Annotated in this window: 18 protein-coding genes; 11 read left to right on the top strand and 7 right to left on the bottom strand. The window is 68.7% G+C overall.

Annotation, left to right across the window (positions count from 1 at the left end):
* Positions 1 to 1,164: a MalY/PatB family protein gene (locus ABD154_RS14205; protein ID WP_211977963.1), complete on the bottom strand. Its 1,164-nt coding sequence runs from the start codon at positions 1,162 to 1,164 to the stop codon at positions 1 to 3.
* A gap of 207 nt (positions 1,165 to 1,371) precedes the next feature.
* Here ABD154_RS14205 and ABD154_RS14200 point away from each other — a divergent pair, with 207 nt between their 5' ends.
* The 8 genes from ABD154_RS14200 (at position 1,372) to rplQ (ending at position 9,338) form a co-directional block, all read left to right on the top strand.
* A complete protein-coding gene (locus ABD154_RS14200) occupies positions 1,372 to 4,365 on the top strand; it encodes an alpha/beta fold hydrolase (protein ID WP_211977962.1) in 2,994 nt (997 codons plus the stop codon).
* Between the two features lie 151 nt (positions 4,366 to 4,516).
* Positions 4,517 to 5,848 carry an MFS transporter gene (locus ABD154_RS14195; RefSeq protein WP_211977961.1) on the top strand — a complete coding sequence of 444 codons (1,332 nt, stop codon included), beginning with the start codon at positions 4,517 to 4,519 and terminating at the stop codon, positions 5,846 to 5,848.
* A gap of 308 nt (positions 5,849 to 6,156) precedes the next feature.
* Positions 6,157 to 6,375 carry a translation initiation factor IF-1 gene (gene infA, locus ABD154_RS14190; protein WP_344251498.1) on the top strand — a complete coding sequence of 73 codons (219 nt, stop codon included), beginning with the start codon at positions 6,157 to 6,159 and terminating at the stop codon, positions 6,373 to 6,375.
* 67 nt (positions 6,376 to 6,442) lie between these two features.
* Positions 6,443 to 6,556 carry a 50S ribosomal protein L36 gene (rpmJ, locus tag ABD154_RS14185; RefSeq protein ID WP_009379247.1) on the top strand — a complete coding sequence of 38 codons (114 nt, stop codon included), beginning with the start codon at positions 6,443 to 6,445 and terminating at the stop codon, positions 6,554 to 6,556.
* A 195-nt stretch (positions 6,557 to 6,751) separates the two neighbouring features.
* Positions 6,752 to 7,120: a 30S ribosomal protein S13 gene (rpsM, locus tag ABD154_RS14180; RefSeq protein WP_137826764.1), complete on the top strand. Its 369-nt coding sequence runs from the start codon at positions 6,752 to 6,754 to the stop codon at positions 7,118 to 7,120.
* Positions 7,121 to 7,171: 51 nt separating this feature from the next.
* Positions 7,172 to 7,576 (top strand): 30S ribosomal protein S11, encoded by a 405-nt coding sequence (gene rpsK / locus ABD154_RS14175; protein WP_009379251.1) that lies wholly within the window; start codon positions 7,172 to 7,174, stop codon positions 7,574 to 7,576.
* A gap of 161 nt (positions 7,577 to 7,737) precedes the next feature.
* Entirely contained in the window at positions 7,738 to 8,736 is a 999-nt protein-coding gene (locus tag ABD154_RS14170; RefSeq protein ID WP_009379253.1) for a DNA-directed RNA polymerase subunit alpha, read from the top strand.
* 23 nt (positions 8,737 to 8,759) lie between these two features.
* Complete coding sequence (rplQ, locus tag ABD154_RS14165) at positions 8,760 to 9,338, top strand: 50S ribosomal protein L17 (RefSeq protein WP_211977960.1); 579 nt, start codon at positions 8,760 to 8,762, stop codon at positions 9,336 to 9,338.
* Between the two features lie 410 nt (positions 9,339 to 9,748).
* Here rplQ and putP read toward each other — a convergent pair whose 3' ends face one another.
* The 5 genes from putP to purU form a co-directional block, all read right to left on the bottom strand.
* Complete coding sequence (gene putP / locus ABD154_RS14160; protein WP_211977959.1) at positions 9,749 to 11,269, bottom strand: sodium/proline symporter PutP; 1,521 nt, start codon at positions 11,267 to 11,269, stop codon at positions 9,749 to 9,751.
* 139 nt (positions 11,270 to 11,408) lie between these two features.
* Entirely contained in the window at positions 11,409 to 13,979 is a 2,571-nt protein-coding gene (locus tag ABD154_RS14155) for a nitroreductase family protein (RefSeq protein ID WP_211977958.1), read from the bottom strand.
* Between the two features lie 13 nt (positions 13,980 to 13,992).
* Positions 13,993 to 14,415 carry a hypothetical protein gene (locus ABD154_RS14150; protein WP_211977957.1) on the bottom strand — a complete coding sequence of 141 codons (423 nt, stop codon included), beginning with the start codon at positions 14,413 to 14,415 and terminating at the stop codon, positions 13,993 to 13,995.
* Positions 14,402 to 16,012, bottom strand: coding sequence for a phenylacetate--CoA ligase family protein (locus ABD154_RS14145; RefSeq protein ID WP_211977956.1), 1,611 nt, complete (start codon positions 16,010 to 16,012; stop codon positions 14,402 to 14,404). Before ABD154_RS14145 ends, ABD154_RS14150 begins: the two co-directional genes overlap by 14 nt.
* 252 nt (positions 16,013 to 16,264) lie before the next feature.
* The gene (gene purU, locus ABD154_RS14140; RefSeq protein WP_198498221.1) at positions 16,265 to 17,116 is read right to left on the bottom strand and encodes a formyltetrahydrofolate deformylase; all 852 of its coding nucleotides are present in this window, start codon (positions 17,114 to 17,116) and stop codon (positions 16,265 to 16,267) included.
* Between the two features lie 288 nt (positions 17,117 to 17,404).
* Between purU and glyA the strand changes: the two genes are divergently transcribed.
* Complete coding sequence (gene glyA / locus ABD154_RS14135; protein WP_211977955.1) at positions 17,405 to 18,679, top strand: serine hydroxymethyltransferase; 1,275 nt, start codon at positions 17,405 to 17,407, stop codon at positions 18,677 to 18,679.
* Entirely contained in the window at positions 18,679 to 19,560 is an 882-nt protein-coding gene (locus tag ABD154_RS14130) for a bifunctional methylenetetrahydrofolate dehydrogenase/methenyltetrahydrofolate cyclohydrolase (RefSeq protein WP_198498222.1), read from the top strand. Before glyA ends, ABD154_RS14130 begins: the two co-directional genes overlap by 1 nt.
* A 147-nt stretch (positions 19,561 to 19,707) precedes the next feature.
* On the opposite strand, the gene ABD154_RS14125 is transcribed toward ABD154_RS14130, so the two are convergent.
* Positions 19,708 to 20,670, bottom strand: coding sequence for a LysR family transcriptional regulator (locus ABD154_RS14125; RefSeq protein WP_198498223.1), 963 nt, complete (start codon positions 20,668 to 20,670; stop codon positions 19,708 to 19,710).
* 72 nt (positions 20,671 to 20,742) lie between these two features.
* Here ABD154_RS14125 and ABD154_RS14120 point away from each other — a divergent pair, with 72 nt between their 5' ends.
* Positions 20,743 to 21,453, top strand: coding sequence for a LysE family transporter (locus ABD154_RS14120; RefSeq protein WP_198498224.1), 711 nt, complete (start codon positions 20,743 to 20,745; stop codon positions 21,451 to 21,453).
* Positions 21,454 to 21,540: the final 87 nt, after the last annotated feature.

Here is a 21,540-nt window from a genome sequence, read left to right as displayed (position 1 = left end):
TCAGTCGTGCGGTCCGCGCCGGACCGCGGCGACGAGGCGGTACACGGCCTCCTCGAGGAGGGGACGGGGGAGGGCGAAGTTGATCCGGACATGGCCGGCGCCGACCCTCCCGCAGAGGCGCCCCTCGGTCACTGCGACCTTCGCCGCCTCGTTGAAGTGCGCCGAGAGCCCTGACTCGAACCCGTAGCCGCGCAGGTCGAGCCACGCGAGGTAGGTGCCGTCGGGCGGGATGTAGGCCGCGTTCGGCAGCTCGGAGGTGAGCAGATCGGTGAGGACGTCGCGGTTGCCCTTGAGGTACGCGGTGATCTCGGCGAGCCAGTCGCCGCCCTGGGAGTAGGCGGCGGTCGTGGCGAGGATGCCGGGGTTCGCGGCCGCACCGGAGACGAAGTGCCCCTTCCGGGCCCAGGTCTCACGGTCGTGGGGATTCGTGAGGATGAGCTGCGCGCATTTGAGGCCGGGGATGTTGAAGGCCTTCGACGCCGCGGTCGCCGTGGCGGTGTGTCCGGCGGTCACCTCGCTCAGGCTCGCATACGGCACATGGTGGGCGGGATCGTAGACGAGGGGAGCGTGGATCTCATCGGAGAACACCCGCGCGCCCGCGGCCTCGACCACCTCGGCGATCGCGAGCAGCTCCGCGGGCGAATAGACCTTCCCGATCGGGTTGTGCGGATTGCACAGGACGAGGGTGGCCCCCGGGGTGAGCGCTTCGGCCACGGCGTCGAGGTCGACCTGCCAGTCGGTCTCCGTCCGCAGCATCGGCACCTCGATGAGTTCTCGGCCGGTGACCGCAGCGACGTCGAAGAACGGCATGTACGCCGGGGTCGGCAGGACGATCGGTGTGCCGGCCGGGGTGAGGTGCTCGAGCACGCCGATGAAGGCTGCGAGGACGTCGCTGGCGAGGTGGACGTGCGCGGCGGGGAACTGCCAGCCGTAGCGTTCGGCACAGAACGCCGAGGTGGCGCTGCGGAGATCGGAGACGAGACTCGTCGGCGCGTAGCCGTAGAGGTCGCGGGCGTCGATCTCGGTGAGCGCCTGCCGGATGACGGGAGCGACCCCGAAGTCCATCTCGGCGATGAAAGCACCGAGGCTGCCCGGGAACGACGACCATTTGCGGCCCCCCTTCGCGACGAGCGATTCCTCGGTGATGGCGTCGAGATCGTCCATGGTGCTCTCCTCCCTGTGCGCGGCAATGACTGTGCTCACGCTAGCAGTCGCCGCGGCCGGTCCTACGGGGACGACGACATGGGAGGTCACGGGGCGGATCGCCGGATGCAGAGGCAGGGCGGCGACGCGGGGGCGATCATTGTCACGAAACGATAACGAAGAGTATGAAAAAATGCTGACCGTTATCTGTGCGTTACGATGGCGACCATGACCCACATCACATTGAGAGGGTCTTCGCGTGTCCTGGGAGCGTCGATCATCGGCGCTTCACTGCTGTTCGCGGGCAGTCTGCCCGCCGTCGCCACAGGCACCGCGGAGTCACCCGCGTCCACCCAGCAGACCCTGCCGACGGCAGACTCGGCGACCGACACCGACCTCGAGATCACACTCGGCATCGACGCCGAGGTGACCGCGTCGCCGGACCTCACGATTCCCGTCACCGTCGCCGCTGATCCATCCGGCCCGACCACGCTCACCGTCGTCCGCGCCGCCGGCAACGACCCCGTCGACGGGGCCGAGGCCACGGTCGAGGCCGGCACCGGCACCGTCGAGACCGAGATCGACGGTGCGCCGCTGACTCCCGGCACCTACATCGTCAAATCCGCGGACAGTCTGAAGACGAGCGACGACTTCACCGTCATCGCCGACCCCACGGCCGAGCCCACCGAGACTGCCACTCAGAGCCCCGCCGCGCCGGAACCGAGCGAGCCGGCGCCGACCGAGCCGGGAGCGACGGAGGGACCGACGCAGGAGCCGAGCCCGAACGCCGAGGAGCTCGACAAGTACTACCCGCAGCTGGCGAAGGAGCTCTTCGGGCAGGACGACGGCACATACCGCATCCCCGATCCGCAGGGCGGGGGCACAGGTGCCGGCAACGTTCCCGCCGGATTGGAGAAGTACTATAACCAGAAGGTCGACCTGAGCGCGGAGAACTGCGGCAAGCTCGGCTACCCCGACTACTCCGAGCGGATCGGGCGGGCACCGCTGTGCGGTTACCTCATCGCCCCGATCGACGCGGAGGACCCAGCCGCGGGCAATGTCGCGATCGCGATGATGAAGGTGCCCTCGGGCAAGATGGTCGGCGGGAAGTTCGAGAAGACGACGTCCCAGGGCACCGTCGCGTGGAACCCCGGCGGACCCGGCGGCTCGGGCATGACGCTCGGCGTGGCCGGTGCCCTCTACGAACCCGACCTCGCCGCGAACTTCGACCTCGTCGGCTTCGACCCGCGCGGCACCGGCGGCTCCATGCCGTTCTCCCAGTGCTCGACCGATGAGCAGATCGACGCCGACCGCGCCGAGGACGCCTGGTCGGGTGACCGCGACAATGCCGAGGACATCCTCAACGATCAGGCCGAGCGCTTCGCCAACGACTGCATCGAGAACACCGGCAAGCTCTTCGACCTCGGCGAGGGCGGCCAGGAGAATCTCATGAAGCACCTGGGCACGTGGGACGCCGTGGGCGATCTCGACCTCATCCGCTCGACGAGCGGAGACGACAAGCTCGACTTCATCGGCTTCTCCTACGGCACCCGCCTCGGCTACGTCTACGCCCAGAAGTTCGGTGACAGCGTCGGCCGCCTCGTCCTCGACGGTGCCGTCGACCCCGGCAACGTCTCCGCCTACAAGGCGCTCAAGGACATCAACGCCGACCCGCAGGCGTACCTCGATGCCAGCGGCAAGCTCGTGGCAAAGGAGGACGCCGAGGAGGACGCCGACGACTCCGTCAACCAGATCGCCGGCTTCCAGGGCACCTTCGAGCAGTTCGCCCTCGACTGCTCGGCCAAGGGCACGGACGGCAGGACCTGGGGTGAGACCTACCCCGACCTCGAGTTCCCCGCCCGCCTGGCCGAGCTCAAGGACCAGCCGTTCACGTGCGCTCTCGGCGACGGCATCACCGACCGGGAGGAACTGACGACGGCCGTGCAGGGAGTGCTCCGCTCACTCGAGGGCAACCCGCTGCCGACGGGCATCGACGGCGACGACCGCGAGGTGACGTTCGGCGATGCGCGCACCGGCGTCATCCAGGCCCTCTACTCGGAGACGCTGTGGTCGAGGCTCGCCCTCGGTCTCACCGAACTCAAGGCAGGGGAGTCCGCCGGTGAGCTCATGCGACTCGCCGACGACTACAACTCCCGCGACGAGACCGGCCACTACGATCCGATGCTCCAGGCGTTCACGAACATCCGCTGCACGGATGAGAACAGCTACGGTGACAAGCCGGACCTCGCGGCGCTGCGCGACCTCGCGGAGCGCTACGACGAAGCCGGACCGTTCCAGGCCGCCTCGGTGTCCCCGGGCGTCTACGACTACTGCGACTTCTGGAAGTTCAAGGGCACCCTGCCCAAGCCGGAGAAGCTCACCGCCGTGCCGAACATCCTCGTCGTCTCCACGTCCCACGACTCGGCGACCCCGTACGCCTCGGGAGTCAAGCTCGCCCGCACGATCGACGGCAGCCTGCTCTCGGTCTCCGGGGCCTCGCACACCTCGTACATGTCACGCGATGAGAACAAGGCATGCACGGACGAGACGGTCAACGCGTTCCTCTCGCAGGGCACGGTGCCCGAGGTCGGCGACTTCGGTCCCAAGCTGCCGACACCCGACACGGCCGTCGACGACCGCGGTGAGACGATCACTCTGCCCAACCGGTGCCGGATGGACACGTTCCGAGCCGAGGACTTCTCCCTGTCCAAGGACACCGCGTCGGCCGGGGAGAGCCTCGAGGCGACCGTGAAGCATCAGGCCTCGGAGGAGACGTACACCGTCGCCTTCGAGACCGGCGGCAGCCTCGGGACGCTGACGACCGACAACGGCGGCAACGCCGTGGGCCGGATCACCGTGCCGCAGGACGCGAAGCCGGGCACCTACGTCGTCCAGCTGCTCGATGAGGGCGGCAAGACGACGGCGAACACGACGCTGACCGTGACCGGTGACGACGGCAAGGGCGACGACGGCGGCAAGGACAGCGACGGTGCCGGCTCCGACGGCGGCGGCTCCGAAGGCGGCGGCAGCGCCGACGGGGACGACCCGAAGGGCGGCGGTGACGCCCCCGGCGGCGGCTCAGCCGGCGGCGGTGACGATGGCGGCGGCAGCCTGCCGCGCACCGGTGCCGACATCTGGGCGCTGCTCGCCGAAGCGCTCGCCCTGCTCACCGCCGGTGGGCTCGTCTACCGGGCCGCGAAGGTCCGGAAGCCACGGCACTGACTGAGAACGCGGCCGGGAGTGCGCTCCCGGCCGCGTCGCCGTCGGTTAGCATCGAGGCAGAGCACAGGCGCACCCGGTCCGGCGATGCGGCGGGGCCGGGGACGCGCTGCGACGACGCGGCGCGATCGGCGGCGCACAGGCAGGTCAGAGGGTGAGAACGACGGGACGGACATTCCGACACAACCAGTGGGCGCTCAGCCTTGCGCAGCTGTTCGCCGGCATCGGCGTGGCCACGGGCTTCGCCGTCGGCGGGATCCTCGCCGAGAGGCTGACCGGGCGCACCGAGCTCGCCGGCTTCGCGCAGACGGCGTCGATCCTCGGCGCCGGACTCCTCGCCCTGCCGCTGGCCCGGCTCGCCGCCGCACGGAATCGGCGGTGGGCGCTCGGCGTCGGCTACGGACTCGCCCTCATCGGGGCGCTGCTCATCGTCGCTGCGATCCTCGCCGGCATCTCCCTCCTCTTCTTCGTCGGCATGGGCTGCTTCGGCTCCGCGACCGCCGCGGGGCTGCAGAGCCGGTACGCGGCGACCGATGCGGCACCGGCGAACCTCAAGGGGCGGGCGATGTCGCTCGTCGTGTGGGCGACGACTGTGGGGTCCGTCGTCGGACCCAACCTCGCCGAACCCGGGGCCAGGCTGGGGGAGGCCCTCGGCATCGACCCCTTCGCCGGGCCCTTTCTCATCGCCGTCGCGGGCTACCTCCTCTCCTTCGTCTGCGTGATGTTCCTCCGCACCCCTGCCGTGTACTCGCCCGCGGAGGTCCCCGCGTCAGTGGCATCCCCGCAGCCGGGTGCGACGGTGGGCGGATCCGCCGAGGGGGAGACCCCGGTGGAGCAGGTGTCCGTCGGCGATGTCCGCACGGCCGCCTCGGTGACGGAATCATCCCGCCGAGGCGGGGCCTGGCGAGCTGTGCGCCGGTCCCCGGGTGCCCTCTTCGGCCTGCTCTCCGTCGTCACCGGACACATGATCATGGTCTCGACGATGGTGATGACGCCGGTGCACATGGACCATCAGGGGTTCGGCCTCGGCGTCATCGGGGTGACGATCGCCGGGCACATCTTCGGGATGTACGGTCTCTCCCCGGTCTTCGGCTACCTCACCGACCGCTTCTCGCCGGGACGGGTCATCGCGCTCGGTCAGGCGCTCTTCGCGCTCGCCCTCGTCCTCGGGTTCATCGACGCCGCGGGAGAATCGTCGTTCACTCGGATCTCGATCGCCCTCTTCGTCCTCGGCCTCGGCTGGTCGGCGTGTCTCATCGCCGGGTCGACGCTGCTCACACAGGACACCGACGAGGCCCACCGGATCGAGGTCCAGGGGCTCTCGGACGCCGGGATGAACCTCGGCGCCGCAGCCGTCGCGGCCTGCGCCGGACCGCTGCTCGCGCTCGGGGGATTCGCGTGGATCACCGTGCTCGGCGCCCTCGTCCTCATGGTCGCCGTCGTCGTCGGCCTGCGCACCGGATACGGCACCCGCGCGCACACCTGAGCCGGGCGGGCGCCTCGGTCGTGCTGGGAACGAGCGGCCGCCTCGGTGCCGGGGTCGGGATTGTAGGGGAACTCACGCACAGAATCCAGGACCGCCTGGAAGATCTTCGCATCGTCGTGTAGAGTAGATGATTGGTCTGTTCTCACTCAACTCACCCATTCCCGGTTGTGGGCGGCGTCACGCCATCCACAACTTTTCATGTGGGAAAGTCGGGTCCGAATCGGCCGATGGGATCGCCGGTGTTCATCGGCGATCGACGATTACGTCGAACGCGAAGGATTCGCGGGAATACGAGGTTAGCGAACGATATGGCCAAAAAAGAAGGGGTCATTGAGATCGAGGGCACCGTCGTCGAGGCTCTCCCGAACGCATCGTTCCGGGTCGAGCTGAGCAACGGGCACAAGGTGCTCGCGCACATCTCAGGGAAGATGCGTCAGCACTACATCCGCATCCTGCCCGAGGACCGAGTCATCGTGGAGCTCTCTCCTTACGATCTCTCGCGCGGACGAATCGTCTACCGCTACTAGTAAGGATCTTCGATCATTCGCGCCGGACTCCCTCACCCGGGGAGACCGGCCGAGAGAAGGAAAAACGATGAAGGTTAAGCCCAGCGTCAAGAAGATCTGCGAGAAGTGCCAGGTGACCCGCCGTCACGGTCGAGTCATGGTGATCTGCTCCAACCCGCGCCACAAGCAGCGTCAGGGCTGAGCAGCTCTTCGAGCAGACGAAGTCCCGCATAGGGACTTCACGCAGCACCACACCCACGCAGACCTCGCCCCCTGCGCGGCGCCTGAGCGCCGAGCAGGACGATACCTTCGGTCGGGGGCCGAGGACCTTGAGGTGAGAACCCGAGGACAGGTCTGCATCAGCACCTCCGAAACATCATTACAGGAGTAAGAACCTATGGCACGTCTTGCCGGAGTCGACATTCCGCGTGAAAAGCGCGTGGAAGTCGCCCTGACATACATCTATGGTGTGGGCCGCACCCGTGCGCGCCAGACCCTCACGGAAACCGGCATCAGCCCGGACACCCGTGTGAAGGACCTGACCGACGCGGAGCTCGTGCAGCTGCGTGACTACATCGAGGGCACGTTCCAGGTTGAGGGCGACCTCCGTCGTGAGGTTGCCGCCGACATCCGCCGCAAGGTCGAGATCGGCAGCTACGAAGGCCTGCGCCACCGCCGCGGTCTCCCGGTTCGCGGACAGCGGACCAAGACGAATGCGCGCACCCGCAAGGGACCGAAGCGCACCGTGGCCGGTAAGAAGAAGTAACATGCTCACCCGGTTGACCGGCGTCAACCACCTCGATCAGGAGTAAAACATATGCCTCCCAAGTCACGCGCCGCTTCAGCGCGCAAGCCTCGCCGCAAGATCAAGAAGAATATCGTTGCCGGCCAGGCTCACATCAAGTCCACCTTCAACAACACCATCGTGTCGATCACCGATCCGACCGGTGCTGTCATCTCCTGGGCCTCCTCCGGTGAGGTCGGCTTCAAGGGCTCGCGCAAGTCGACTCCCTACGCCGCTCAGATGGCTGCGGAGTCCGCTGCCCGCCGCGCACAGGAACACGGCCTGAAGAAGGTCGACGTGTTCGTCAAGGGACCGGGCTCGGGCCGCGAAACCGCGATCCGCTCCCTCCAGGCCGCCGGTCTGGAACTGGGCACCATCCAGGATGTCACCCCGGTTCCGTTCAACGGCTGCCGTCCGCCCAAGCGCCGCCGCGGCTGACCCTTTCCGTGACACTCACCGCAGGTGACGGGCCGACCGGCCCGCCACCCGCGGCGATGCGGATTCTTTGCATAAAACCGAACCGTTCTTCATGACCCGTACGCGGTCATGACGTGCAGTGCGAACGTCATATAGCGGATGTTCGCTGAAAGGAAGCCCACGTGCTCATTGCACAGCGCCCAACACTCACGGAAGAAGTCGTCTCCGATAACCGCTCGCGGTTCGCCATCGAGCCCCTCGAGCCGGGCTTCGGATACACTCTCGGCAACTCGCTTCGTCGCACTCTGCTGTCGTCGATTCCGGGAGCCGCCGTCACCTCCATTCGGATCGACGGAGTGCTCCACGAGTTCAGCACCGTTCCAGGCGTGAAGGAGGATGTCACCGAATTCATCCTCAACCTCAAGTCCCTGGTCGTGTCGTCTGAGTTCGACGAGCCTGTCGTTGCGTACCTGCGCAAGCAGGGCCCCGGCACCGTGACCGCCGCCGATGTCTCCGCTCCCGCCGGAGTCGAGATCCACAACCCCGACCTCCACATCGCCACGCTCAATGGCGAAGGCCGTCTGGACATGGAGCTCACCATCGAACGCGGACGCGGCTACGTGTCGAGCGCGCAGAACAAGAACGCGGATGCCGAGATCGGCCGGATCCCGGTCGACTCGATCTACTCGCCTGTTCTCAAGGTCACCTACAAGGTGGAAGCCACTCGTGTCGAGCAGCGCACCGACTTCGATCGCCTCGTGCTCGATGTCGAGACCAAGCCGTCGATGACCCCGCGCGACGCCATCGCGTCTGCGGGCAAGACCCTGGTCGAGCTGTTCGGACTCGCCCGTGAGCTCAACGTCGAAGCCGAAGGCATCGAGATCGGCCCGTCGCCGGTCGACGCCGCGCTCGCCGCTGACCTCGCCCTGGCGATCGAGGACCTCGACCTGACCGTGCGCTCCTACAACTGCCTCAAGCGTGAGGGCATCCACACCGTCGGTGAGCTCGTTGCTCGCAGCGAAGCCGACCTCATGGATATCCGCAACTTTGGTTCGAAGTCGATCGACGAGGTCAAGGCCAAGCTCAACGAGCTGGGTCTGAGCCTCAAGGACAGTCCTGCCGGGTTCGAATCCGGTCTCGCGGAAGAGGACCAGTCCTACGTCGAAGACGAACAGTACTGATCTAGACCTAGGAGTTTCTCACTATGCCTACCCCCACGAAGGGCCCCCGCCTCGGCGGATCGCCCACGCACGAGCGCCTCATGCTCAACAACCTGGCAGCTCAGCTCTTCGAGCACAAGCGCATCACGACGACCGTGACGAAGGCCAAGCGCCTCCGCCCGGTTGCCGAGCGCCTCATCACCGCAGCGAAGAAGGGCGATCTCGCCGCTCGTCGCCGCGTGCTCGCGCAGATCGGCGACAAGTCGATCGTCCACGAGCTCTTCACCTCGATCGCCGAGACGATGGCCGAGCGTCCGGGTGGATACACCCGCATCACGAAGATCGGCCCCCGCAACGGCGACAACGCCCCGATGGCCGTCATCGAGCTCGTCCTCGAGCCCTACTCGCCGAAGCAGGCGACGGTGAAGGAGGCCGAGCAGGCCACCGCCGCCGCAGCCGCTCCCGCTGACGAAGAGGTCGTCTCCGACGACGTCACCGTCACCGAGGATGCCGACGGCGATGTCGTCGTCGACGAGGTCAAGGTCACCGAGGATGCCGAGGGCAACGTCGAGACCGACGAGACCGTCGAGGTCATCGACCCGGCGGCCGGCAAGGACAAGTGACCCCAGCCTCCACGTGAGGCCGGGCGCACGTTCTGCGCGCCGTTCACTTCAGGCGGGCACCCCAGCGCGGGTGCCCGCCTGAAGTGCATTCACGGGGACTTTGCGGTGGCAGCGGCGCATCGTGTGCGTGCCGCTGGTCCCTCGTTCAACAGGTGCCGTGAATATCGCGTCTTGGGGGACGACTTTTTCGCGGGAAGTGTTGAGTGAGCGCAGTGGGTATGTGCTGTGCGCCTCCTTCAACAGCTGGCGTGAATATCGCGTCTTGGGAGACGACTTTTTCGCGGGAAGTGTTGAACGGGCGCGACGGCGAACCTGCATGACACCGAACCTGTACGACACCGAACGCGAACGGCCCGCTGGTCCTGGTAGACCGGCGGGCCGTTGTGCTCACGCAGTGCAGGCGAAGGCGTTCACTGCACCTTCGAGAGCTCCACTCCTTCATCGAACTCGCGCTCGATCTCCGGGTTCGGCTTGTAGGTGGCGAGGCTGACGACGACGGCGACGATGAGATTGATCGCGAAGCCCGGGATGATCTCGTAGATCGCATCCGTCAGCGGGGTGTTGAGCTGCCCCCACACGAAGGCGACGACGGCACCTGCGATGAGTCCGCAGAGCGCGCCCCAGTTCGTCAGCTTCTTCCAGAACAGGGTGAGGAGGACGATCGGACCGAACGAGGCGCCGAATCCGGCCCACGCGAAGGCGACGAGGTCGAGGATGCTGTTCGACGGCGAGATCGCGAGCAGCACGGCGATGACGGCGACGACGAGGATGCCGAGGCGACCGAGGAGGACATACGTCTTGTCCTGCAGGGTGCGCTCTGATCCGACGCGCGCGGCGACGATCTTGAAGAGGTCCTCGACGAGCGCCGAGGAGGTGACGACGAGCTGCGAGGAGATCGTCGACATGATCGCCGCGAGGACGGCGGCGAGCACGAGACCGGCGATGAACGGGTGGAAGAGGATCTGCGCGAGATCGAGGAACACGGTCTCGGGGTCCGTCGGCGCCTGGTCCGCATGCTGCGAGAAGTAGGAGATGCCGACGATCGCGGTGGCGATGGCACCTGCGGCGGAGATCGCCATCCAGCCCACGCCGATCCGGCGGGCGACGGTGGCGTCGGCGGGAGTGCGCAGAGCCATGAAGCGGACGATGATATGCGGCTGCCCGAAATACCCGAGGCCCCAGGCCAGGGAGGAGATCACGGCCAGGTAGGTGCCGCCGGCCCAGAACGGTCCGGAGCCGAAGAGGCTGAGCAGGCTCGGATCGATCGCACGGACGTTGGCGATCACCTCGGCGGGGCCGCCGGCGTTGATGACGGCGACGATCGGCACGGCGATGAGGGCCGCGAACATCAGCAGCCCCTGGGCGACGTCGGTGAGCGTCGCACCGAGGAAGCCGCCGAAGAGCGTGTAGACCATCGTGATCGCGGCGACGATGAGCATGCCGGCGAGATAGTTGAGGCCGAAGCTCGATTCGAAGAACTTGCCCGCCGCGACCATGCCGGAGGAGACGTAGAACGTGAAGAACACGAGGATGATGAGGCCGCAGACGATCCGCAGGAGGTGAGTCCGGTCCTGCAGCCGCTCTTCGAAGAAGCTCGGAATGGTGATCGAGTCACCGGCGGTCTCCGTGAAGGCGCGCAGGCGCGGGGCGACGAATTTCCAGTTCACCCAGGCGCCGACGGTCAGGCCGATCGCGATCCACGCCTCGACGAGGCCGGCGAGGTAGATGGCGCCGGGCAGACCCATGAGCAGCCACCCGGACATATCGGAGGCACCGGCGCTGAGGGCCGCGACCGACGGGCGCAGACCGCGGCCGGCGAGCATGTAGTCATCGAGGCTGTCCTTGGTCTTGCGGTACGCGAACCACCCGATCGCGAGCATGCCCGCGAAGTACAGGATGATGGCGATGGTCCGGAATGTCGGCTCCGACATGATGATGTGCCTCCTTGTCTCAGCATCGGAGACTCTACATCACCTCGGACGTGTGGTGTGAATAACGTGTGAGTAACATCAGAGCCCTGGATTTTCGCGGCTCCTGCCTCTACACGTGCGCTCACGTCGTCGTTCCCGGTCAGCGGCGAGCCGACCGGGGCACCGGGGTCGTCGAGCGGCCGATCGAGAACGCGGCGAGCGGTCGCGTCGTCGGTCCGTCGCCGAGGCGGTCGCGCAGTCTCGCGTGCGTCGCCGGGCAGTCCTTGATCTCCGAGTGGACGTCGACGCGCAGGCCCGCCCGATCGAGGAGCAGCCACGTCCGCAGCAGATCTCGGCCGAGTGCGATCTCGCGGGCCGCATCATCCTTATCCTCGGTGACCGCGAGGACGACGTGGTGCGGGGCTCCCGTCCGCGCCGAGGAGGTCGCCGGGTCGTCGGCGGTCGTCGAATCGTCGATCGGCGCCGGGTCTCCTGGCTCGTGACCGACGAGAGGAAGACCTGATCCACGGCGCGGGCCGCGGAGACGGTCCCGGAGACCGTCGACCCATCCGGCCGGGGCGAGGGCGGTGGCGAGGCCCCTAGCGACGAGCGGCCGGAGGCGGGGACGGTTGAGGACCCCGGCGAGTCGGGCGGCCGCGGTGGGGATCCGCAGGCAGGCGGCGCTCAGTCCGTCCTGTCGGTAGGCGGGGTCGGCAGGATCGAAGCGCAGCCAGGTGAGGGTTTCGGCGAAGACAGCCGGGTCGGCGAAGGAGTGTCGGGTGGCGCGCGTGAGCAGGGCGGTCCACTCGTCGTCGGGGATCTCGACGAGGCGCGCCCCCGATCCCGCCAGTGCCGCGTCGGCGTGGCCGACCGCCTCGGCGAACGCGGTGTCATCGCGGGACAGCGGACCGCGGTCGACCTGACGGTGACGGAGATCGGCAGTGGTGAAGGACGGCCAGTCTCGGTGGCCGCCGGCCGGCACCTCACGGTCGTCACCGCTCGCCGTGTCCCGCAACCCGCGTCGGTCGCCGGGATCGGCGCTGACGGTGACCCTCAGCCGGACGTCGAGACTCGGTCCCCACCCGTCGACGGAGGTGACCGCGGTATCGAGTCCCGCCTCGGCGGCGGCGATCGACAGCGCCTCGACCCAGCACCCGATCGAGAGGTGGAGATCCTCGGACCGCGGGTCGCCGACCGGGAGGGTGCGGGCGGGATCGACGGTGAGTGCGACCTCCGCCGATGTTCCGTCGTCGGCGATCCGCACGATTCTCGGCACCCACGGCTGCGTGTTGTGCGCCGAGGGGGAGCGTCCCGCCGTCGCGAAGAGGTCGGTGAGGAGCGCGGCGTCGATGCGCGCCGCCGGGGTTGCAGGTGCGACAGTCGCAGACTGGGTGCTCGGTTCCGCGGAAGTCGGCTCCGCGGGGATCGGCTCTGCGGAAGTCACTGCCACGGTCGCCGTTGCTGCAGTCGCAGCTGCGGTCACCGGGACTGCAGTCGCGGACGCAGGTACGGCCGGCCCGACGGCGGGATCCGCGGCGGTGCTCGCTGCGCGGTGCCGGTCGAGGAAGCACAGGGAGTGCAGCGGCGTGCCTCCGGCCTTGGCGAAGACCGCCGCGGAGGCGGGATTGTCCTCGGCGATGAACGTCACCCGCAGGCGCCGGTAGCCGCCGGCGGCGAGTCCGGCGTAGACGTCGCCGAGGACGAGGGAGAGCAGGCCGGTGCCCTGGAAGCGCGGATCGGTGCCCTGGATGATGAGCACGGCGTCGCGGAGACGGGAGCGGTGCCGCAGCAGGTCGGCGATCGCCGCCGGACCGAGGCGACCGCCATGCCGGCGCAGCACCGGCGCGGGGTCGGGGATGACGAGGGCGAAGCAGCGGGAGGGGGCGTCGTCGGCCTCCATCTCGCCGACGACGTCAACGATGAGGGACGGATCCATGAGAGCGGCCATGCCCGCCATCTGCGACCGCAGCTGGGCAGGGGAGATCGGCGTGTAGTACGGCAGAGCCGCGAACGCCGCGTTGAGCGCCGGCAGCATCCGCCCGGCGAAGCTGCGCAAGCCCCACCGGGACACCGGACGGCGGCGCAACCCGTGCGCGGCCCACGCGGTCGCGGTCGCCCGTGCGTGCGGGACCTCCCCGACGGCGACCTCCCACGTCTGGGCGGGCCCCCACTCCCGGAAGCCCGCGGCCCGGAACGCGGGAGCGAAGAACGCCGGGTTCCACGCGGTGTCGAAGAACCCGGGATGGTCGTGGCCGGCGGTGACGAGCCCGCCGGTGACGTTGGGCAGCGGAGAGACCGGACCGAAGACGCGGGCGGCGCCGAGGTGGTGCGCCCGCTCGTCGATGAGCGCGATGATCGCGGTCAGGGCGGTCTCGTCGGCGGCCTCGAGGGCTCCGAAGAAGAGCGTCTCCGGTGCCTCCGCGATAGGGCCGTCGCTGATCCGCTCGGCGAGCAGTCGCGAACGGTGGCACATCACGCGCCCGACCGGGGTGCCCGCGCTGTCACGGACGAGCCAGAGTTCGACCGCCTCGGCGAACCATCCCGTGCCCGACTGCCACTCCGCGATGTCGGCGGCGAACAGCGGCACCGCTCGTTCGGTCTCGCCGCGGAGCGCGGCGATCCGCGGGCCGAGGTCGATGAAGGTCCGAAGGTCCGCCCGCGAGGCCACGCGATGGGCGGTCATCCCCGTCCCAGTGGGCACGCTCGTCCCGTGCCCGGCAGATCCGGTCATCCCGGTCCCACCCTCATTCCTCGCTCGTCGGGGTGAAGGTCTCGATCATCCCCAGGCGGCCGTCCTCGGCGCGGAATTCGCCGTTCGTGTACCCCCACTCCTCGGCGTCGAAGATGCGGATGAAACCGCCGCGGGCCGGGGAGCTGTCCCCGGCGCCGACGAGCCAGTGCATGATCTCGACGTGTTCGGGGGTGCGGGCGAAGCGCATGAGATCGTCCCGGGTCGCGAAGGCGACGAGGAGGCCGATCCGGTCGGGGAACTCGTAGTAGCTGCGGTGCCACAGATAGCCGGGGGCGCGGCGCAGGGCCTTCGCGAGCTTCGGCCAGCGGCGCACCTGGCCGAGCATGCTCAGCGGATTGCGGTACCGGTTGGCCCCGAGGAAGAACGACTCGGCGCGCGCCTGCGGAGGGGCGAGGGAGAAGTCATTCGATCGCATTGCTCTCCTTGGGTTGGAGGTAGACGTTCTTGATCTTCGTCGAGGCGGTGGCGAAGGGACCGGTGCCGAAGTCGTGGATCTCGATCTCGAGCTCTGCTGTCGTCGGATCCTCCTTCATGCTCTGCGCGAAGTCCCTGGACACCGAGGCGAGATGGCCGAGCACGCCGGCCCGGATGGTCTCGGCGAGCTCCTCGCGCTCGCCGGCGCTCAGCTCCTCGTTCCCTTCGGCGCCGGTCTCGCGGAGTTGGATGTGGAGGGCGGGGCGGTGCTCGTGGTCGGCGAGTTCGCGCAGTTCGATGCGGAAGGACTCGATGAGGTGGGCGCGTGGGTTGTCCCGGTAGAGGCCGTTCTCGATGTCGAGCGGGTAGATGTTGGCACCCATATAAGAGATCGTCGAATCCGACCGGCCGAAGAGGAGGACGAACGGCAGCTTCATTCCGTTGTCGGCGAAGGCCTGTGAGCACTGCCGGGCGAGCTCGTGGTGGGCGCGGGTGAGCTCGACCATCGTCGGGAAGTCGATGAGCTTTGCCTCGTCGCCGATGTTGTAGCGCAGCCGGGGACTCATCACCGATGCCGAGTTGATCGTCGCGACGAGTTCCCCGTCGGCCGTCGTCTCGAGGTAGGTCTCGAGGGGGTTGTACTGGAAGACCATGGGCACGCGGGACTCCTCGGGGCCGAGCACCTCGGCGCGGAAGGCGAGGTCATGGGCCAGGGCCCGGCGGATGACGACGGAGAGGTCGGACTCCCCGGCCATGCCGATCGTGAGATCCGAGGCCCCGTACCCGGAGTAGACCCGGTGGAACCGCTGCTCGAGATAGTCGCGCAGGCCCTCGGTCATCGCCTCCCCGCCGACGAAGCCGTTGATCCGGTACTCGTCCCAGACTCCCGGCTCGGCGTCCATGCGGTCGACGAGGTGCTTGAGGAACGGGGGATAGGCACTGATGAGGTACGTGTGGCCGGGGCCGAAGTGGCGCATCGTGTCGAGGATCTTCTCGAGGTCGGGTCCGGTGTTCTTCACCATCGCGACCTTCGCCATCGCCAGGCCCGTGTTCGTCCCCGTCGCCCACGCGCCCATCGAGAACGCGTTGATGCAGAAGAGGTCCGCATCCCCGAAGAGCATCGTCACATACCCGGCGACGTTCTTGTGGACGGTGTCGAGCTCGCGCTTCGACCGCATCCAGTTGAACGGCGTGCCCGAGGAGCCCGAGGACTCGTCGACGACCGTGCCGATCCGCTCGATCCGCCCGCCCCAGCAGCGGTGCTCCTCGCTGTAGACGCGGACGAAGTCGTCCTTCGACGTCGGAGTGTAGGCCTCGAGGTCCCACCACGTGAACGTGAACCCGGTGCGCGCGAGGTAGTCCTGGTAGGCGGGCACGTCGAGGGAGGCCTGCTGGCAGATCATCCACGCGTTGAGCCGGGCGAAGGGCTCGAGCTTCGGCGAGTAGTGCCGGGCGGTGAAGCGCCAGATCGCCGGGTGGAGCCGGTACGTGCCGTAGGCGGCCGTCAGGCCGAGGTTCGCGGTGCGCAGCAGGGCTTGGCGGGCGAGGTTGATCGGTCCGCGGGGGATCGGCAGGCGCCGCAGGTGAGTCTCACTCATAGTCGAACGGTAGCCCAGGTTGACCGCCCGGGACCCGTGTGCGGCGCAATTGTGTCAGAACCGCACCACCGGGGCCGGTTGCGTCGACGGCGGAGGGCGGAGAGCGGGCTGGGTCCGCACCGCCCCGTGAGCGAGCGGTGATGCCCGCCTCGGTGGGCCATGGGGACGATCCTCGCCTCGGTGGGCCGTGGGGACGTTCCCCGCCGAGGCGGTGGCCCGTGACGATGCCCGCCGAGGCGGTGCGGCGTGGGGTCAGTCGAAGACGACAGTGCGATGACCGTCCATGAGGACGCGGCCCTCCGCGTGCCAGCGGACCGCACGGGCGAGCACGGCCGCCTCGACGTCCTGGCCGCGGGCGACGAAGTCGGCGATGTTGCGGTTGTGGTCGACGCGGGCGACGTCCTGTTCGATGATCGGGCCCTCGTCGAGGTCGGGGGTGACGTAGTGGGCGGTCGCTCCGATGATCTTCACCCCGCGGGCGTGCGCCTGATGATAGGGCTTGGCGCCCTTGAAGCTCGGCAGGAACGAATGGTGGATGTTGATGACCCGGCCCTCGAGCGCCGCGCAGAGGTCGGGGGAGAGGATCTGCATGTAGCGGGCGAGGACGATGAGTTCGACGTCGAGGTCGGTGACGAGGCGACGCAGCTGCGCCTCGGCGGTCTCCTTCGTCTCCGGGGTGATGGGGATGTGGTGGAAGTCGTGGCCGTGGAACTCGGCGAGGGGGCGCAGCGCATCGTGGTTGCCGGCGACGGCGACGATGTCGATGGGCAGCTGGCCCGCGCTCTGCTGGAAGAGGAGGGTGTTGAGGCAGTGGGCGGCCTTCGAGACGAGGACGAGGGTGCGGGTGCGCTTCTGTGCGGGCTGGAGACCGAGCGTCATCGAGAACCGGGCGGCCGCCTCGGCGAGGGCCGTCTCCAGGTCCGCCTCACTCACGGGAGCCGGGGTCGTGAAGTGGACGCGGAGGAAGAACTGGTGGGAGTCGGGGGAGGAGAACTGCTGCGATTCGGTGATGTTCGCACCGAGCCCGGCCAGCGCCCCGGTCACGGCGTGGACGACTCCGGTCGCATCGGGGCAGGTGACTCGCAGGATCCATTCTTCGCTCATAGCCGCGAGTCTAATCGGGTGCGACATCGTCCCCGGTCAGCCGTCCGACATCCGGCAGCGCAGGCAGCAGTGACAACGCGGCTGTCGGCCTGCTGTCCAGACGACCGCGCAGACGGCCTCAGCGGCGACCCCAGCGGCGACCCGGGCGGGCCGCTTGGACCCGCACCATCCCGGGCTTCCGGCAGACGGGCGGCCGGGCGGGGGCCGGGGCTTCGCTGTTAGCATTGCCTCGGAACGCGCGCGGGGGAAGACCGCGCCGCCGAATCTCGACGCCACAGGAGTGCAACCATGTCCGAATCCTCGCTGCAGGCTTCGCTTGCAGACATCGACCCGCAGATCGCCGAAGTCCTCGACCTCGAGCTGGGGCGACAGCGGTCGACGCTTGAGATGATCGCCTCGGAGAACTTCGTGCCGCGCGCCGTTCTCGAGGCGCAGGGGTCGGTGCTGACGAACAAGTATGCGGAAGGGTACCCGGGCAAGCGCTACTACGGCGGCTGCGAGTTCGTCGACATCGCCGAGGACCTCGCGATCGACCGCGCCAAGAGCCTCTTCGGCGCCGAGTACGCCAACGTCCAGCCGCACTCCGGAGCCTCGGCCAATGCCGCTGTCATGCACGCGCTCGCCCGTCAGGGCGACAAGATGCTCGGCCTCTCGCTCGCCCACGGCGGCCACCTCACCCACGGCATGAAGATCAACTTCTCCGGTCGCCTCTACGATGTGGCGTCGTACGAGGTCGACCCCGACACGTACCGCATCGACATGGACCAGGTGCGGCAGAAGGCCCTCGACCACCGCCCCGAGGTCATCGTCGCCGGATGGTCGGCGTACCCCCGCCAGCTCGACTTCCAGGCCTTCCGCGACATCGCCGACGAGGTCGGAGCGAAGCTGTGGGTGGACATGGCCCACTTCGCCGGTCTCGTCGCTGCCGGACTCCACCCCAACCCGGTGCCCTTCGCCGATGTCGTCTCCTCGACGGTGCACAAGACGATCGGCGGACCCCGGTCGGGCTTCATCCTCGGCAAGGAGGAGTACGCGAAGAAGCTCAACTCGGCCGTCTTCCCCGGCCAGCAGGGCGGACCCCTCATGCATGTCATCGCCGCGAAGGCCGTGGCCTTCAAGCTCGCCGCCTCCGAGGAGTTCCGCGACCGGCAGGAGCGCACCGTCCGCGGCGCGCAGATCCTCGCCGATCGCCTCCTCGCCGCTGATGTCGCCGAGGCGGGTGCCACCGTGCTCACCGGCGGCACCGACGTCCACCTCGTCCTCGTCGACCTCCGCAACTCCGCCCTCGACGGCCAGCAGGCCGAGGACCTCCTCCACGAGGTCGGCATCACCGTCAACCGCAACGCCGTGCCCTTCGATCCGCGTCCGCCGATGGTCACCTCGGGGCTGCGGATCGGCACCCCGGCGCTCGCGACCCGCGGTTTCGGCGACAAGGAGTTCACCGAGGTCGCCGACGTCATCGCCGAGGCGCTCAAGCCCGGCGCCGACGTCGAGGCGCTCGCCGCCCGCGTGAAGAAGCTCAGCGACGACTTCCCCCTCTACGAAGGACTGGAGCAGTACTGATGGCAGCGCAGATCCTCGACGGCAAGGCCGTCGCAGCGCAGATGAAGGACGAGATGCGCGCCGAGGTGGCCCGTCTCGCCGCACAGGGCATCGTCCCCGGACTCGGCACCGTCCTCGTCGGCGACGATCCCGGGTCGAAGTGGTACGTCGCCGGCAAGCACCGCGACTGCGCCGAGATCGGCATCGAGTCGATCCGCCGCGACCTGCCCGAGACGATCACCCAGGACGAGCTCTTCGCGGTCATCGACGAGCTCAACGCCAACGACGCCTGCACCGGCTACATCGTCCAGCTGCCGCTGCCGGACCACATCGACACCGATGCCGTCCTCGAGCGCATCGACCCGGCCAAGGACGCCGACGGACTCCACCCGACGAACCTCGGCCGTCTCATGCTCAACGTCAGCCGGAAGATCACGACGCCGCTGCCGTGCACACCGCGCGGTGTCATCGAACTCATGGTGCGCAACGGGATCGACCTGCCCGGCAAGCACGTCGTCGTCATCGGCCGCGGCGTCACCGTCGGCCGGTCGATCGGCTCCCTGCTCACCCGCCGGGAGTACAACGCGACGGTCACCCTGACCCACACGGGAACGACGAATCTGCCGGAGCTGCTCGCCCAGGCCGATATCATCGTCGCCGCCGCCGGGTCCCCGCGCCTCGTCAAGCCCGAGGACGTCAAGCCCGGCGCGATCGTCCTCGACGTCGGCGTCTCCCGGGAGGAGGACCCCGAGACCGGGAAGTCGAAGATCGTCGGCGACGTCGATCCCGGTGTCGCCGAGGTGGCCGGGTGGATCTCGCCCAACCCCGGTGGCGTCGGTCCGATGACCCGGGCCCTGCTGCTGCAGAACGTCGTCGACATGGCGGCACGCTCCGCCGAGTGACTGAACCTCGATCGTCGAGCGCCGAGTGTCGAGCGACTGCCCAGCGTAGACCGTCGAGTGGAAACGGCCCGGATGATCCGGGCCGTTTCCGCATTCACCCCAGACCGGTTGGCGACCGGTCAGGCAGGGCTGTTCACACTGTGCCGGTCACCGTGCGCCGGTGTCCGTCAGTCGCCGCCCCTCCGCGGTGAGCGCCTCGAGTCCGGCGGCGATCGTCGGATGGGTGGCGCTGCCGGCGCGGATGTAGGCGCGCAGGCGTCGGTGCGGCACGGTGGGGGAGTCCGGCCAGCCCAGCTCGAGACGACGGACCCCGGCATCCGGGGCGATCCTGATCGTGCGGGGGAGCAGGGCGATGCCGTGCCCGTATTCGACGAGGGCGATGATCGCACCCCAGTCGAGGGCGTCGTGCCGCAGGTGAGGGGTGAATCCCGCCTGGGCGCAGAGGCGGAGGAAGAGGGCCTGCTGGTCGATGAGGTCACCGGCGCCGATCCATGTCTCCGCGGCGAGAGCGGAGAGTCCGACCCGCTCGCTGCCCGCGAGCCGATGCCCGGGTCCGACGATGACGTCGAGGGGCTCGGTGAGCAGCTCGCGCACCTCCCAGGCCCCGCCGTCGTCGGCCGGCGCCGCCGTGCGGGCCGTATCGGCCGACGTCGCGAGAGCGGTGTCCGGGGGTGTGGCGTCCAGCGTCACGACGATGTCCGTCTCGGACTCGGCGAGCATGCGGAACCGGTCGCGCACCGCGTCCTCACCGATCTCCACCGCGACCTCCGGCAGCCGGGCCACCGCGGGACAGACGAGGGCGACGATCGCCGAGGCGACGGCGGAGATCCGCAGCCGGGCGCGGCCGGCTGCCCGCAGCGCTGCGAGGTCGGCGAGAGTGCGCTCCCACTCGGCGTTGAGTGCCGTCGCATGCGCGAGGACCACCTCGGCGGCGGGAGTGAGCCTGACATTGCGACCGACGGGTTCGACGAGATCGGCACCGACGACGCGGGCGAGTCCGCGCAGGTGCTGGGAGATCGTCGACGGCGTGACGTGGAGGAGAGCGGCGGCCGCGGTGACCGTGCCGGTGTCGCGGACGGCGGCGAGCGATTTGAGGCGCGGGTCGATCATAGTGATTCACTGTACAGTTCGTCGTGAATTATTCGATGGACGCACACGATGCGCACCGGGCACGGTGGAGGCATGTGGGCAACCTTCGGATTCGGACTCTGGGCAGGCTTCGGACTGGCGATCCCGGTGGGCGCGGTGGCCGTGCTCCTCATCCAGCGCACGGCGACGTCCTCGCTGCGTCACGGTCTCGCCGCCGCGACGGGAGCGGTCACCGCCGATGCGCTCTACGCTCTTGCGGCGGTGATCGGCGGGACCGCGGCCGCCCGGCTGATCACACCGTGGCAGGTGCCGGTGACGGTCGCCGGGGCGGGTCTCCTCCTCTTCCTCGCCGGGCGGACCGCCATCGACGGCTTCCGGCGCGAGGACGACGATGCGGACGCGAGCGACGGCTCAGCCGTGGGGAGGAACCCTGCCGCGGGGGGTGTTCCCCGCACAGCAGACGAACCGGGTGCGAGGCGCGGCCTGGCCGCGAGGGGCGAACCGCGCTCAGCGCTGCGTGAGGCGCTGCTCTTCTTCACCCTCACCGGGCTCAACCCCTGGCCGCTGCTCTACTTCGTCTCCGTAGTGCTCTCGGGCGGACTGCCCGCCTCCGCCGGTGCTGCAGACTCCGCAGCCCTGCTGGCCGGCATCGTCATCGCCTCGGCGTCCTGGCACTGTGTCCTCGTCCTCATCGGTCGCGGTGCCGGACGTCTCCTCCTCTCACCGACCGGTCGCCGGGTCGGGGGAGTCGTCTCCGCGAGCGTCATCGCGGCACTGGCGATCCGACTGCTCAGCGGGCTGTGACCCGCGTCGCCGGACTCTCCCGGTGCCGTGACTCTCCCGGTGCCGCCACCGTCTCGCGGTCCGGGAGGCGGCAAGACGAAGGGGGGG

The sequence above is a fragment of the Brevibacterium sanguinis genome (genome assembly GCF_039528855.1).
GTDB classification, from domain to species: domain Bacteria; phylum Actinomycetota; class Actinomycetes; order Actinomycetales; family Brevibacteriaceae; genus Brevibacterium; species Brevibacterium sanguinis.
This window is presented reverse-complemented; position numbering and strand designations above follow the sequence as displayed.

Excerpts from the sequence above, each read along its gene's own strand:
- ABD154_RS14205 (WP_211977963.1), bottom strand. The coding sequence starts at position 1,164 with ATGGACGATCTCGACGCCATCACCGAGGAATCGCTCGTCGCGAAGGGG.
- ABD154_RS14200 (WP_211977962.1), top strand. The coding sequence starts at position 1,372 with ATGACCCACATCACATTGAGAGGGTCTTCGCGTGTCCTGGGAGCGTCG.
- infA (WP_344251498.1), top strand. The coding sequence starts at position 6,157 with ATGGCCAAAAAAGAAGGGGTCATTGAGATCGAGGGCACCGTCGTCGAG.
- rpmJ (WP_009379247.1), top strand. The coding sequence starts at position 6,443 with ATGAAGGTTAAGCCCAGCGTCAAGAAGATCTGCGAGAAGTGCCAGGTG.
- rpsM (WP_137826764.1), top strand. The coding sequence starts at position 6,752 with ATGGCACGTCTTGCCGGAGTCGACATTCCGCGTGAAAAGCGCGTGGAA.
- rpsK (WP_009379251.1), top strand. The coding sequence starts at position 7,172 with ATGCCTCCCAAGTCACGCGCCGCTTCAGCGCGCAAGCCTCGCCGCAAG.
- rplQ (WP_211977960.1), top strand. The coding sequence starts at position 8,760 with ATGCCTACCCCCACGAAGGGCCCCCGCCTCGGCGGATCGCCCACGCAC.
- putP (WP_211977959.1), bottom strand. The coding sequence starts at position 11,269 with ATGTCGGAGCCGACATTCCGGACCATCGCCATCATCCTGTACTTCGCG.
- ABD154_RS14155 (WP_211977958.1), bottom strand. The coding sequence starts at position 13,979 with ATGACCGGATCTGCCGGGCACGGGACGAGCGTGCCCACTGGGACGGGG.
- ABD154_RS14150 (WP_211977957.1), bottom strand. The coding sequence starts at position 14,415 with ATGCGATCGAATGACTTCTCCCTCGCCCCTCCGCAGGCGCGCGCCGAG.
- ABD154_RS14145 (WP_211977956.1), bottom strand. The coding sequence starts at position 16,012 with ATGAGTGAGACTCACCTGCGGCGCCTGCCGATCCCCCGCGGACCGATC.
- purU (WP_198498221.1), bottom strand. The coding sequence starts at position 17,116 with ATGAGCGAAGAATGGATCCTGCGAGTCACCTGCCCCGATGCGACCGGA.
- glyA (WP_211977955.1), top strand. The coding sequence starts at position 17,405 with ATGTCCGAATCCTCGCTGCAGGCTTCGCTTGCAGACATCGACCCGCAG.
- ABD154_RS14130 (WP_198498222.1), top strand. The coding sequence starts at position 18,679 with ATGGCAGCGCAGATCCTCGACGGCAAGGCCGTCGCAGCGCAGATGAAG.
- ABD154_RS14125 (WP_198498223.1), bottom strand. The coding sequence starts at position 20,670 with ATGATCGACCCGCGCCTCAAATCGCTCGCCGCCGTCCGCGACACCGGC.
- ABD154_RS14120 (WP_198498224.1), top strand. The coding sequence starts at position 20,743 with ATGTGGGCAACCTTCGGATTCGGACTCTGGGCAGGCTTCGGACTGGCG.